The following is a 13,570-nucleotide window of genomic DNA, read 5'->3' on the forward strand; positions in this document are numbered from 1 at the left end:
GGTGAAGGTCAGGGTGAGCGCCGGCAAGCCGTTAAGCTCGACTTGGCCTAAACCATCAATAGTTACAGTGACATCGGCCAAGGGTTGCGATGACAGCGCGATGGCGTAACTCTCGGCTGGGCCGCCCTCGGTTACGGTTAGGCTGGCGGGGGTGAGGATCAAGCTGGCCACATCGTTCTCTTGGACGGTGACCCGGAGCAGGCGGTCAGCCAACCCGTTGTAAACCGGGTCGCTAGCGCTGGCGAGGTCGTGGCGTAGGTCAAGCAGGTATGTGCCGGTGATGGTCTCGACGGTGCTGTCGTCAATCGCCTGCACGCTGACGGTCTGCGGCGTGTTCCAGTTGGCCGGGGTAAAGGTGAGGGTAAGGGTGGGCTGGCCGTTGAGCAGCAATTGGCCGTTGCTAGTGACGAGCGGCGAGACGGCGCTGACGATTTCAGGCGTGATGGTGACGGTGACGTTGGCCAGCGGCTGGGTGGCGAGGCGGGCAGTGTAGTTCACCGCCGGGTCGCCCTCGGCCACGGTTAGGCTGGTGGGGTTCAAGATCAGCGTGGCAAAATCATTCTCGATAATCGTCACCGGCAACAACACCGGCGGCAGCGCATTGTAAATCGCGTCGCTGGCGCTACTGGCGGTATGGCGCACATGCACAAGGTATGTTGTGGCAGGATCGAGCGTTTCATCGATCTGGTCATTAATCACCTGCACGCTAACCGTCTGCGGCGTATTCCAATTCGCCGGGGTAAAGATGAGGGTAAGGGCCGGCTGACCATTGAGCAGCACCTGCCCGTTGCTCGTCACCAACGGCGAGATCGGCGCGACAATTTCCGGCGTCAGTTGCACCGTCACCGCCGCCACCGGTTGGCTATTAAGCCGCACCGTATACGTGCCGGTTTCGCCTTCATTCAGCGTGAGGTTGCTGGGCGCCAAAACGATCCCGGCCAAATCGTTATCAATCACCGTCACTGCAACATTTGCCGTCAGACTGTTGTAGAAGGGATCGGTACTGCTGGCGGCGTGCGCGATCTGGACAACTTCACTAATCCCTTCATCAATTTGGTCGTCAACCGACACAACACTGACCGTTTGCGGAACATTCCAATTAGACGGGGTAAAGGTCAGTGTGATCGGCGCTGGGTTTGCTTGCCCATTGAGCAACACCTGATTAGAGGGGCTTATCGTAAGCACCACATTGGCCGTCGGCTGGGTTGCCAACCGCACTTGATAATTTGCTGCCGGGCCGTTTTCAGCGACTGTCAGGCTAAAGGGCAACGTGATAATCCCCGCCGTATCGTTATCGGCAATGCGGACGGCCAAGGTGGGCAGGCTCAAGCCTTGATAAAACGGATCGGCGCTGGTTGACGTATGTGACACCGAACCGGGATGTGGCGTTGGTTCGGCAACCTGATCATCAATCGCTTGCACAATCACGGTCTGCGGTGTAGACCAATTAGCCGGCGTAAACGTCAAGGTCGCCGGATTTGTCGTCACCTGTACGCCGCTCAGCGTGATGGTGACGGGCGCAGTTGGCCGGCTGCTCAGGCGGATAGTATAGGATCCGTCTGGGCCGCCTTCGGCCACATCAACGAGGGCTGGCTGCAAGATAATGCCGGCCTGATCGTTATCTTGAATGGTCAGCGTATGGGTGCGCGGAGAGCCAAGCGTTGCGTCAACCGGCGCGCTTAAGGTGACAACGACCGTTTCATCATTCTCGGCTTCCGGATCATCAACAATGGGGATCAGCAACCGCGCCGCGCGCGCCCCGGCTGGGATCACGATCGTCCCGTCACGGAGGCCGTGATCGGCAAAGGAAGCTGTGCCTGTGACAGTATACGACACGGGGGCATCGACAGCCGAAACGCGATTAAGCCGCACTGTTACTGCGACCAATCCAGCCGACTCATGTGCAGTGCTGACGGCGCTGTCAAAGCTAATCTCTGGCGGCGGGCTGGTATCAATAATCGTCAACGTTGCCATGTTGGGGATGCCGATAAAACCGTTCTCTGGGTTGAACAATCGCAACGTAAATGTTTCAGCCGGCTCGTAGAGATCATCGGCAATAATCGCAATCGTAAAGGTTTTTTGCTGTTCACCGACGGTAAAGGTGAGTTGCCCGCTGGCGGCGGTGTAATCGACGCCGGGCAACGCGCTGCCGGCCACCGTCTCGTACCGCACACGCACTGTCTGTTCAGCCGGTGTGCGGAGGCGCACCGTTACCGTCAAAACACCGGCATTTTCATTGACGCTGAGGTTTGCATTTGCGAAGAAAAAGATCGACTCACCGGGGCGTGGCGTCGGCGTATTTGTCGGCGTTGGCGTCGCCGTCCGGGTAGGTGTGGCGGTGCGGGTGGGTGTCGCCGTGAGGACAGGGGGATTGGTTGGCGACGGCGTGGCCGTTGGGGTATTCGTCGCCGTTGGGGTATTTGTCGGTGGTGGCGGCGGCGGTGGTGGCGGCGGCGGTGGTGGTGGTGGTGGTGGCGTCGTCGCGGTTGGCGTTGGGATAGGGGTGGCCGTCTGAGTCGGGGTCGCCGTCCGGGTTGGGGTCGCCGTGCGCGTCGGGACATTGGTCGGGGTCGCAGTCGGCGTGCTGGTCGGGGTCGCAGTCGGCACCTCAATCACCACCACTGGCACTTCCGGTTCTGGTTCGGCGCCGGGAGTGGTGATGGGGGTTGGTTCTTCGTCGGGCGAAGCAATCGCTTCGGGATTAAGCGGCGGTAATTGAGGGCCACCACTCCACAAACTATAATCCACCCGCCCGCTGTTGCTCACGTCGCCACTAAACCACTCCATGCGCGGAGCCACCTGATTGATCATCAGGCTAATGACGCAGGAGATCAAAAGGAGCAATAGCAACAACGAAGCAAGGATCAGCCATGGCAACGGACGCCGGAACCGGCGTCCGTCAAGCAGCCGATTCCACGCGGGTTGCTGGTTTTTCAGGGCTGGCGGTATCATTGGCGTAACACAACGTAAAGAAGAACGTACTGCCTTGCCCCGGTGCGCTCTCGACACCGATCGTTCCGCCCAAGCGCTCGACCAATTGCTTGCAAATAGCTAACCCTAGCCCAATGCCGCGTTCGCTGGAATTAATGCCTTCACTGGTGCCATCACCTCGAATGAAACGTTCGAAGATCTGCTCGTGCATATGGGGTGGAATACCCCGACCGGTATCGCGCACTTCAATCCGCATCACATCAGGTTGCGGAATGACGCGAATCGTGATGGCGCCTGCATTGGTATAGCGACGGGCATTGTCAAGCAATTGGGTCATGATGGTGCGCACATGATCAAAATCGGCGAACACGGCGGGCAGCTTCTTCGGAATCTCGATCTCGAGTTGCAATCCTTTGGCTTTAATCTGCGCCTGCACCTGCCAGATCGCATCTTCGATCGGGCGTTGTACCTCGATCGGTTCGAGGACCGATTTGAGCGAACCAGAATCGAGGTTAGCAATCGTAATCACGTTGCTGATCAGTGTGGTCATGTTGTTCGCATGTAGCCGGATCGCTTCGACAAAGGTCTTTTGCTCGTCGTCGAGCGGGCCGGCCAACCCGCGCATCAAGAGATCAGCGTTGCCGCGAATCACGGTCAAAGGTGTACGCAACTCGTGTGAAATCGTCCCGATAAAATTGGTCTTCGCCCGGTCGACCATCACCTCCTCTGTGAGATCTTGGAGCACGGCGACATAGCCGAGCAATTTGCCATTCTCTTCGCGCACTTCAGCGATCGAAAGACGGACAAAATAGCTGCTGAGCGCATAGAGATCTTGGGCGCGTTGGTCGCCAAAACCGGGAATGCCCTCTTGCAGGGGTTCGAGCGGAAGATCGCTCAGTCGTTTCGGCATCGGCGCTTCTTCGCTAATGCCCAGCAACCGGCGGGTGGCGCGGTTGATCGAGCGAATTTCGCCGTGAACATCGGTAAAGATGATGCCATCGGTAATGCTTTCGACAATGGCTGCGCGCTGGCTAGCTTCGGCGCGTACTTGCGCCAACAGCTCGATCAGGTACTCGGTCATGCGGTTAAAATTCTGCGCCAGCACCCCAATCTCATTCTGCGTGCTGACCTGCGCGCGCCGTTGCAGGTCGCCGCTGACGACCGCATTTGCCGTTTCGGCCAACTCTTCGAGCGGGCGGGTAATGCGCCGCGCCACCCATAAGCCAAGCACCGCGATCCCAAAACCCAAGCCAAAGGTAATCAGGGCGAGAATCGGGCTTACATTATTCCACGTTGCCAACACTTCTTCGCGCGCGCGCACCGTCGCCAGAATACCCGCCCGTCCGCCGCGAATGGTGAAGGGTACATACGCAAACTGGTGCTCTGTGCCATTGATCTGCTGCACGGTAAAGAGTGATTGCCCGAACGGATCAGGGTTGGCTTTAATCTTTGCCAGCAGGTCGGCGGTCAGGGTAGGAGTTTGCCCCAGACTGCCAAACGAACTCGCGATGACCTTGCCGTCAGGATCGTACAGCACGAGACCATCGAGCCGGGCCTGCTGGACGACGGTGTTGAGAAGTTTATCAAGCCGGATGGCAACAATCAAGCCGCCAACGACGTCATTCCCCAGCCGCACCGGCGCAATCGTTGCGAGGTAGAGAGTTTGGGTGTTGCTAAACTGGATCAAGCCGGCGTATTTATCGCCACGGGAGTCAGCTTCGCCGTTGAGGATTTTGGCGGTAAACCATGCGCTGCTCAGATCGAATGAGGCATGGGTGATATACGAGCTATCGGTAGCGAGCGGCGGGCGCTCGAAGTCGGCAATCGTCCGCCCATCGCGGCCAAACGCGATCAAGCGGTCGAGGCGCACGTCACTGCGCCGGGTGCCTTGGAGGAAGAACGGTTCGAGCGCAATCCGCAACCCGTCGTTGTTATTTTCGCGAAAAGCGTCAGCGACGGCAGGCGCGCCGATACTGTCATTGCGTTGGGCAAAGGCGACTTCGCGCAAAAAGCCAAGGTTGGCTTGCTCTTGGACGAGAAAGGCGTCGCTCACCGTTCGCGTGGCGGCGGCAAGCTCGTTGTCAAAACGATCTTGTTGCTGGCGGGCGAGGAAAAATGCGACGATCGACAGACCTACCACTGCGACGACAATCGCAAGGATGAGGAAGGGGCCGATAATTTGGAACTTGAGCTGCGTCTGCAACTCGCCAATCAACCGGCGCATGGCGTTCAACCTGCGGTGATGAGTGCGGCCGGTCAGCGAACAGTATTGTGATCACATCATTGCTTCTCTACGGATTTCGCTGAAAAAGCCGCTACGCATAGATCCTCGCGGCATGAATGCTTGGCTCGATCCACGTCGCTTAACGATAGTATAAAGCAGGTTGCGATTGTTACGAATGCATTTTTGATAGCAAATGGGTAACATTTTATTTATATACGATAAAATTGCATACCAATATGAATGATACGACAGATGAGCGAGGGCTTTATGACCGGCGCCAAAGCGATGTTGCGCGGCGCAGGGTGATCACCGAGCAGCCATGCTATAATGCCGTAGTAAGAGCGTATTCATCCTGTATTCATCTTGGTGCGGGCGATATGCAGTTGCGCTTTCTTGGCACCGGTACATCGATGGGGGTTCCCGTCATTGGCTGCGATTGCCCGATTTGTACCTCGCCTGATCCACGCCACCACCGGCTGCGCACCTCAGCTCTCGTGCGCAGCCATGGCATGGCCTTGTTGATTGATGCTGGGCCTGATTTTCGCATCCAAGCCATCGCTGCCGGTTTGCGCCGGATCGATGCGGTCTTGTTGACCCATGCCCATTTCGATCATGTGGCCGGCCTCGATGATTTGCGCCCGTTTTGTTTGCGGCAGGGGGTGTTGCCCATCTATGGCAGCCCGCAGACCTTAGCCGACGTGCGCCAACGTTTTGCCTACGCCTTTGACGAGACCTCCGCCGGTTCGTCACGCCCGGCGATTACGTTGTGCGCTGTCGAGGCCCCGTTTCAGGTTGGCCCGCTGCCGATTGTGCCGATTGCCGTGCCCCATGGGACGTGGACGATTACCGCCTACCGGATTGGCCCCCTTGGCTACGTGACTGATGCGAGCGCCGTGCCGCCGGCGGCGATCGAGCGGTTGCGCGGAGTGCAGGTGCTGGTGCTCAATGCGTTGCGCGCCGAACCGCATCCGACCCATCTCTCGATTGCCGAGGCGGGTGAAGTCGCGCGATTGATTGGCGCGCCGCGCACCTTTTTGGTGCATATGACCCATACGGTCGATTATCGTGCCGATTATGGCTTGCCTCCCGGCGTGAACTTTGCGTATGATGGCTTGGAAGTCGATATCTGATAGGTGCGTGTCGGTGAAGGCTCCATGATCCGTTTTGCCATCGACGCTCGCCTGAATGCGTACCGGCAAGGGGGGATCGCCCACTACACCCGTAGTCTAGCTACGGCGATGGCGCCCTTGCTGGCTGCCGGTGAAGAACTGCTCGTGCTCGAACATGCGCGCGCCCGCTCGCCGCTGGTTCCCGGCTTGCGGCGTAGCCGGCTGCTGACCCCGCCCCATCACCGCTTCGAGCAAGCTAGTCTGCCGCTTGAAGTGTGGCTGCGCCGGCCTACGGTGTTGCACAGCCCTGATTTTATTCCGCCATTGGTGCGCCCGTGCCCGGCGGTGATCACGATTCACGATCTCGCCTTTCTCCATTTTCCCGATATTCTCGATCAAGCGGCCCGCCGGTATTACGGCCAGATCTGTCAGGCGGCAGCCAGCGCCGAAGCGATTATTGCGGTGTCGCAGGCGACTCGTGATGATATTGTTGAACGGCTGGGGGTGCCGCCGGAACGGATTACGGTGATCTACGAGGCCGCCGATGCTCATTTTCGCCCGCTGCCCCTTGCTCACGGCGCAACGCGCGTGATCGATGGCCAGACGTTGGTTGCCGATAGCTTTCTGCTCTTTGTGAGTACGATCGAACCACGCAAGAATATTCCGACGTTGTTGCGCGCCTTGCGGATCTGTTGCGACCGCCGACCGGCGGCTGGTTATCACTTGGTGTTGGCCGGCGGGCGTGGCTGGCTCGACGAGCCGATATTGGCGCTGATTGGCGAGCTTGGGCTTAGTGATCGGGTCACGCGCATCGGTTTTGTTGGCGGCGATGATCTGCGCTGGCTCTACGCCGCCTGCCGCATCTATCTCAATCCATCGCGGTATGAAGGTTTTGGTCTTCCGGCGCTGGAGGCGTTGGCGTGTGGCGCGCCGGCCATTGTGGCCGATACGAGCAGTCTCCCAGAAGTGGTTGGCGATGCCGCATGGCTGGCGCCGCCGCTTGATCCGGTAGCGTGGGCCGATCTGATTGAACAGCTTTGGCACGACGAACAAGCCCGCGCCGAGCTACGCCGGCGCGGGCCGCGACAGGCTGCGCGGTTTTCGTGGCACGCCGCCGCAATGCAGACGCTGGCCCTCTATCGCCAGCTTGCGCAGCGTTAGCCGGCCTCATCCATATCGGCGCGCAGCAACGGATGGAGATGGGTGGCGGCCAGCCACGCTTCGATCCCAACCGGCGGTGAAATACCTCGCTCGGAAATAATCCCGGTCAGCAGATCAAGCGGTGTGCGATCAACGTAAGCGGTTTGCACCGTGATCCCCGGCGGCGCTTCCGGCCAAAGCTGGTTGGGCGGCAGCGGTTGTTGCGGCGGTAAGCGGTACCCCGGCGGCAACAGCTTTTCACTCGAACAGAGCGTATACATCGGGATGCCGCTGGCATGGGCGGCCAGCGCCAGCGGGTAGGTGCCGACCCGGTTGATCAGGCCTTCACCACTGATCAGGTCGGCGCCGACCAGTACGAGATGGCAGTGCGCCACATACGCGGCTGCCGACGCATCGGTAATGCGCGTGGTATGGATGCCGCTGGCCGCCAATTCGCTGGCCAGCATCCGGCCTTCACCGTCCGGCCGGCTCTCGGTGCAAATTACGCGCGGACGCCGGCCGGCGCGCTGCGCGTGACGCAACGCTGCCCGCACCGTTGTGCTCCGCCCAATCGTCAAGATCCGCGCTTCTTCGCTGATTAAGCGCAGCGTCGTTTCCGCAATAGCTGCTTCATGCACATGCAGCCGGCGGCGAAAATCGTTGGTCGTTTCATCAACCAAGCGCTGCGCAGTTTCACTATCGTGAGTCTCTTCGAGGCGCCACAGGAGACCGTTCACCAAATTCACCAACGGCGCCATGGTTGGATGGCTGCGCATCAATGCTCTGCCGACAGTGAGAATCTCGCGTTGCACGTCAGCTCGGTCTGCCATAGGCCGGCTGCGCACCGCACGCGCCAACACTTCTGCGCATTTTTTGGCAATTTCCACCGCGCCTGAGACCGTATCGGCCGCAATCGCGGCAACGGACTGGGCGATAAAGGGATCCATGGTCGTTCCTGTACCGGTATTCAACCCATGGCTCGTTCCATGGCTCGTTGCCAGCCCCGTTGCTGGCTGCCAATGCTACCGGGTATTGATCTTACCATAGCATACGTTACCGATGTTCAGGCGAATTGATCGTTCGCTGCTGGGGAAGATTGCACAACAGTTCGGTCAATTGGGGGATGGAAAAGGGTTTGGTCAGCAACCGTCCGTGGAGTTGTTCTTTCTGTTGGGGTTTGAGTGAACTGAGGGTATCGCCGCTGATGAAGATGATCCGGTCAGCTAATTGGGGGTAGGTGCGGCTGATGGCATCGCGCAAATCAAACCCGCTCTTCTGCGGCATACGGAGATCAGTAATCACCAAGTCGTAGTGGTGGGTAGCTAGCTCTTGCAACGCGGTATCGACATCGCCGACGGTGGTCGTCTGATGGCCGAGTTCACCAAGCAGGCGCTGTAGCATCCGGCGCACCGGCTCTTCGTCATCAACCACCAAGACTCGTTGGCAAGGGCCGCTTTCGGTCGATGTTGCTGGCGATAGCGGTTCACCGGTCTCGTTGCGTGGTTCAACCAGTGGCAGCCGGATGAAGATGGTCGTGCCAACCCCTTCCCGGCTTTCGGCCCAGATCTGGCCTTGATGCTCTTGAATAATGCCATAACATATCGAGAGACCCAACCCGGTGCCTTGCCCGACTGGCTTGGTCGTAAAGAAGGGATTAAAGATCTTATCGAGGTGTTGGGCCGGGATGCCCACCCCCGTATCGGCGACGCTAATCTCGATCTGCGGCGCAGCACCAGTGTTGCACAGCGCGGTGCGAATGGTCAGCGTGCCGGCGCCGCGGTCAACCATCGCTTGGCGCGCATTGGTGATCAGGTTGAGCAAGACCTGTTGCAACTGGTGTGGATCAGCGATGGTCAAGGGTAAGGATGGGTCGAGTTCGAGTTGGACATTGATGTTATCAACCCGCAATTGATAGACCTGTAGCGCCAGCGCGCTCTGGATCACATCGTTGATCTGCACCACCGAGCGTTCGGGTTTGTGTTCGCGGGCGAACATGAGCAAATTGCGCACAATCCGCCCCGCTCGATCGGCCTGTTGCCGCACCTGTTCCAGATCCATACGGGTGTCTTCATCGAGCGAGCGATTGCGCAGCAGCAGCTGGGCATACCCAGAAATACTGGTGAGCGGATTATTTAACTCGTGGGCAACGCCGGCCACCAATTGGCCCAGCGCCGAGAGTTTTTCCGACTGGATCAGTTGCTGTTCGAGGCGACGGCGTTCGGTCAGATCGCGCCCAATACAAACGATCAGCATCTCGGTATCGACGGCGAGGCGTTGCGCGCTCATTTCGACCACGGCCATATCGTGGGGATGGCGCTGCAACGACACGGTAAAGGGCTGCGCTGGTTCGCCATTGGCGATCCGCTGAAGGGTTTGGGCAATAAGCGGCCATTCTTGGGGCACGCACCAACGTTGCAGCGGTTGGCCGGCCAGATCATCTGGGGTTAGACCCAGAATGCGGGCGCCGCTTTGGTTGCTGCTGACGATCCGCCACTCGGCGTCGAGCATCAGTACCATATCGGAGGCGTTGGCAAAGATCGCGCGATAGCGCGCTTCACTGCTGCGGGCTGCTTGATAGAGCCGGGCATTCTCGATGGCAATCGCAGCGTAATCGGCCAGCGCGGCCAACAGGTATTGATCGCTCTCGCTAAAAGCGCGATTCGTGCGCCGGTTATTCACGATTAATACGCCAATCACCCGATCGCCGAGCTGTAACGGCACTTGCAAGGTGGCTTGCACCGTCAACGCCGGTGTAATTGCAATCGGTTGGCCAGTGGCGGCGCTGCTCAGGCGGAGCGGTTTCCCGCTCCGCACCACGTGCTCAACCAACGAGCCGGCCAAGCCGAGCGGTTTGGCTGCTTCGCCGGGAGGAGTGCGCCATGCGTGCACGACTAGTTCGTCGTTCTGCTCATCGCGCTCGCAAAGCAACCCTTCATCGGCTTGGGTGATATACATCGCCGCTTCGACGATCCGACCGAGCAACTGGCGGTGATCCATCAACGCCGTCACCGATTTGCCAACCCGGGTCAAGACGGTCAGCTCTTGCACCCGCTGCTGCAAGAGCACCAACAACCGGTCGCGTTCGCGTTGCAAGCGGCGTTCGCAGAGCGCCTGATCGATAGCTTCGCGCGCCTCGGAATCTGAGAACGGCTTGATCAGATAATTGCGCGCGCCGAGCCGAAACGCCTCGACCGCGATCATCTCAGAACCGTGCGCCGTCATCAGAATAACTGGTATATCGATCCGTTCTTGTGTTAAGATGCGCAGGAAGTCAAGCCCGTTCATATCGGGCAACTGCAGATCGAGCAAAATGAGATCGGGTTGGCGAGCGTGCAGCCGCTCAAGGCCGCTCTGGCCGGTGAGCGCCGTGATAGCGCGGTACCCCAATTCAGGGAGAACGCTGGTGGCCAGCATGCGGCCTATCTGCTCATTATCATCAACGATGAGAATCTCTTCCATAGTGGAGATCCCAATCTGTCTTTAGGAATAAGAGCCGGCGGGAATTGAGTTGACAGCAGCATTATTCCGACTCTAGAGTAGAATTGTACACGGAAGCGAAGATGGCTGCAACATGTAAAGGATGACAATGGAGGCGGAAACGCGGCGAGTAGTGACGGCGCTGGGCGACATCAATGTCGATCTTGGCTTTATGTTGCCGCATTTCCCCCGCGAGAACGATGATAATCCGGTAACAGCGGTGCATTGGGGCGGCGGAGGATCCGGGCTCAATATGGCGGTTGCGGTTGGCCGGCTGGGGGTGATTCCGTATGTGATCGGGCGCGTCGGTAACGATCTCGCTGGCTCGTTTGCCTTACAAACAGCCCGCGCGCACGGTGTGCAGGTCAGCGCTGTGCAGATTGATCCGAGCGCGGCAACCGGTCTCTGCGGCATTGTCGTTACTCCGAACGGCCAGCGCAGTTTTCTCAGCTTTCGCGGGGCCAATGTCTACTGCGACGCTTCAACCTTGACCCCTTCGCTCATCCGGTCAAGCCAACTGTTGTTGGTCGGCGCGCATGCGCTGCTCGATGATCCACAGCGTTCGGCAGCTTTGCAAGCGATGGAGATGGCGATCGAGCAGCGGTGCGTGATTGCGCTCGATCTCTGTTTGCCGGCGGTGCGGGTGGCGCGGCGGCTGATTGTGCGGTTGTTGCCCCAGTTGTGGTTGCTGACGATGAATGAAGATGAACTGCGCGCCTTATTGCCGGGGCAAAGCGTGGCGCAGGCGCTCGATAGCCTGATCGGATCGGGCGTGCGCCACGTCGCTATCAAGCGGGGGGCGCAAGGGTGTAGCGTGGCGAGCGCCGATGGCCGCCGGCTCGATGTCTTGCCGCCGGCGGTGACGGCAGTCGATACTACGGCCTGCGGCGATGCCTTTAGCGCTTCCTATGCGTGGGGGCTCGCGCGTGGGCTTGATGTATCGCAAAGCGCAACGCTGGCGAACTTGGTGGGGGCGCTCACGGCGACGCGCTATGGCGCAGTCGAAGCGATTCCATCCGCTACCGAGATCCGCAGCCGGTTGAGCGCGGCAATTGCCGAGCGGCTGTGGCCGGATCAGACCTCAGGCTAAATCGCCGGTGTTGCGCTGGTTTGAAGAGCGGACAGAACGTATGAGCGTAGATACGATTGATGGCTTTGCGATGCGCTAGTGTACCCTTACCCCCGGCTCCGCTCCCTCTGGCGCGGGTTTGCGGGTGGGCTGAACATCTGATCCGGTACTCAGCCCTAAAGGGCCGGGCTCGGCTTCCGAAGCCCGCTGCGCGGGCTGTTGGCCCTCACCCCAGCCCATCTCCCACTAGCGCGGGAGCGGGGAGGGCGGCACTGGGCATTGCGGCATCGTACCGCGATCAACGGTTATGATCGACCACATGTTCTGTCCGCTTTGCTACCACGAAGCGCGAGCGGCTCGCCCGCAGCGCGACCTACGCCCCGATACATCAACCCGTGGCGGGCAGCGGCCCGCGCCCCCCACCACGGAGCGTTCAAGGGCCGATGGAACCTATGAGCGTAGATGTGGTTGAAGGCGTTGCAATGCGCTGGCTGTATCCTTGCCCCCAGCTCCGCCCCACTGACGCCGGTTTAAGGGTGGGCAGACCATCTGATCCGGCAGGCGGCCTTGAAGGGCCGGGCTCGGCTTCCGAAGCCCTCACCACAGCCCCTCGACTAGCGCGAGAGCGGGGAGGGCAGCAATGGGTTTTCAGGTATTGCACAGTGATCAACGGTTGTGCTCGACTCACTATTTTGCCCGCCCCTCATATCTCGTCGCAAGGGGTGGAACCTTCTCGATAGTGCAAAGGAGATGACTATGCCACCACTCTGGAAAGAGCAGCTCGACCGGCTGCACCTGCGTGATCTACGAGAAATCTTTCGCACCGCGAAACCGGTGATCGGGATGGTGCATTGTTGGCCGTTGCCCGGCGCTCCCGGCTATACCGGCTATGGGATGCAAACGATCATTGATCACGCGATTCGCGATGCTGAGGCGCTGGCTGAAGGCGGGTGCGATGGCTTGATCGTGGAAAATATGTGGGACATCCCCTTTCGGGCCGGCCCGCATGTGCAACCCGAAAGTATCGCTGCGCAGGCGGTGGTTGCGCATGCGGTGCGGCAGGCGGTGCCGGAGTTGCCGTTGGGGATCAATTTGGTGCATAATGGCGGTGTCGCTTTGCTCGGTATTGCGATTGCCGCTGGCGCCAGCTTCATTCGTGTCTGCATGTTCACCGGCGCTGGCGTCTGGGATGCCGGCAGTTGGGACGAAGGCTGCGCTGCTGATTTGATGCGCCGGCGCAAAGAGTTGCATGCCGAGTCGATCAAGATTTTTGCCGATGTCGATAAAAAGCATTCAGTGCGCTTTCCCGGCATTGATCTCGCCACCCATATCGAGTGGACGCGCTTTTTCGGCGCTGATGCGCTGATCATTTCTGGGCGCATGACCGGCGATGCACCTGATTTGGCGAAGGTCGAGCAGGCGCGAGCGTTGGCGGGTGATACGCCGATCTTGCTCGGCAGCGGCACCACCGAGCAGAATATCGCCGCGTTTATGCAGGTCGCCGATGGCGTGATTGTGGGCAGCAGCATCAAACAAGACGGTGACATTGCCAATCCGGTCGATGCCAACCGGGTACGGCGGTTTGTGGCGGCGGCGCGCAGCGCCGGCTAGCGGGCGCGG

Annotated in this window: 8 protein-coding genes; 4 read left to right on the forward strand and 4 right to left on the reverse strand. The window is 59.6% G+C overall.

The features are described 5' to 3' along the window. Positions 1-2,952 (reverse strand): Calx-beta domain-containing protein (locus tag U9R81_RS04015; protein WP_322494233.1); only part of this gene is annotated, 2,952 nt, incomplete at its 3' end. Then, complete coding sequence (locus U9R81_RS04020; protein WP_322494234.1) at positions 2,900-5,155, reverse strand: ATP-binding protein; 2,256 nt, start codon at positions 5,153-5,155, stop codon at positions 2,900-2,902. The genes U9R81_RS04020 and U9R81_RS04015, both read right to left, overlap by 53 nt. 377 nt (positions 5,156-5,532) lie before the next feature. Here U9R81_RS04020 and U9R81_RS04025 point away from each other — a divergent pair, with 377 nt between their 5' ends. Together U9R81_RS04025 and U9R81_RS04030 are read left to right on the forward strand one after the other, a co-directional pair. Further along, positions 5,533-6,285 carry an MBL fold metallo-hydrolase gene (locus U9R81_RS04025; RefSeq protein ID WP_322494235.1) on the forward strand — a complete coding sequence of 251 codons (753 nt, stop codon included), beginning with the start codon at positions 5,533-5,535 and terminating at the stop codon, positions 6,283-6,285. A gap of 24 nt (positions 6,286-6,309) precedes the next feature. Further along, on the forward strand, positions 6,310-7,425 hold the full coding sequence (locus U9R81_RS04030) for a glycosyltransferase family 1 protein (RefSeq protein ID WP_322494236.1): 1,116 nt from the start codon (positions 6,310-6,312) through the stop codon (positions 7,423-7,425). Here U9R81_RS04030 and U9R81_RS04035 read toward each other — a convergent pair. Both U9R81_RS04035 and U9R81_RS04040 read right to left on the reverse strand, forming a co-directional pair. Further along, the gene (locus U9R81_RS04035) at positions 7,422-8,351 is read right to left on the reverse strand and encodes an initiation factor 2B (protein ID WP_322494237.1); all 930 of its coding nucleotides are present in this window, start codon (positions 8,349-8,351) and stop codon (positions 7,422-7,424) included. The two genes, U9R81_RS04030 and U9R81_RS04035, sit on opposite strands and share 4 nt — an antisense overlap. Positions 8,352-8,457: 106 nt before the next feature. Next, on the reverse strand, positions 8,458-10,863 hold the full coding sequence (locus U9R81_RS04040) for a response regulator (RefSeq protein WP_322494238.1): 2,406 nt from the start codon (positions 10,861-10,863) through the stop codon (positions 8,458-8,460). 127 nt (positions 10,864-10,990) lie between these two features. Between U9R81_RS04040 and U9R81_RS04045 the strand changes: the two genes are divergently transcribed. Next, the gene (locus U9R81_RS04045) at positions 10,991-11,971 is read left to right on the forward strand and encodes a carbohydrate kinase family protein (protein WP_322494239.1); all 981 of its coding nucleotides are present in this window, start codon (positions 10,991-10,993) and stop codon (positions 11,969-11,971) included. A gap of 735 nt (positions 11,972-12,706) precedes the next feature. Then, positions 12,707-13,561: a BtpA/SgcQ family protein gene (locus U9R81_RS04050; protein ID WP_322494240.1), complete on the forward strand. Its 855-nt coding sequence runs from the start codon at positions 12,707-12,709 to the stop codon at positions 13,559-13,561. The last annotated feature ends 9 nt before the right edge of the window (positions 13,562-13,570 follow it).

The organism is Chloroflexus sp. (genome assembly GCF_034435895.1).
Classification (GTDB): Bacteria; Chloroflexota; Chloroflexia; order Chloroflexales; family Chloroflexaceae; genus Chloroflexus.

What these genes read in the sequence shown, in the direction of transcription:
- U9R81_RS04035 (WP_322494237.1), bottom strand. Translation starts at nt 8,351, where the DNA reads ATGGATCCCTTTATCGCCCAGTCCGTTGCCGCGATTGCGGCCGATACG.
- U9R81_RS04050 (WP_322494240.1), top strand. Translation starts at nt 12,707, where the DNA reads ATGCCACCACTCTGGAAAGAGCAGCTCGACCGGCTGCACCTGCGTGAT.
- U9R81_RS04025 (WP_322494235.1), top strand. Translation starts at nt 5,533, where the DNA reads ATGCAGTTGCGCTTTCTTGGCACCGGTACATCGATGGGGGTTCCCGTC.
- U9R81_RS04040 (WP_322494238.1), bottom strand. Translation starts at nt 10,863, where the DNA reads ATGGAAGAGATTCTCATCGTTGATGATAATGAGCAGATAGGCCGCATG.
- U9R81_RS04045 (WP_322494239.1), top strand. Translation starts at nt 10,991, where the DNA reads ATGGAGGCGGAAACGCGGCGAGTAGTGACGGCGCTGGGCGACATCAAT.
- U9R81_RS04020 (WP_322494234.1), bottom strand. Translation starts at nt 5,155, where the DNA reads ATGCGCCGGTTGATTGGCGAGTTGCAGACGCAGCTCAAGTTCCAAATT.
- U9R81_RS04030 (WP_322494236.1), top strand. Translation starts at nt 6,310, where the DNA reads ATGATCCGTTTTGCCATCGACGCTCGCCTGAATGCGTACCGGCAAGGG.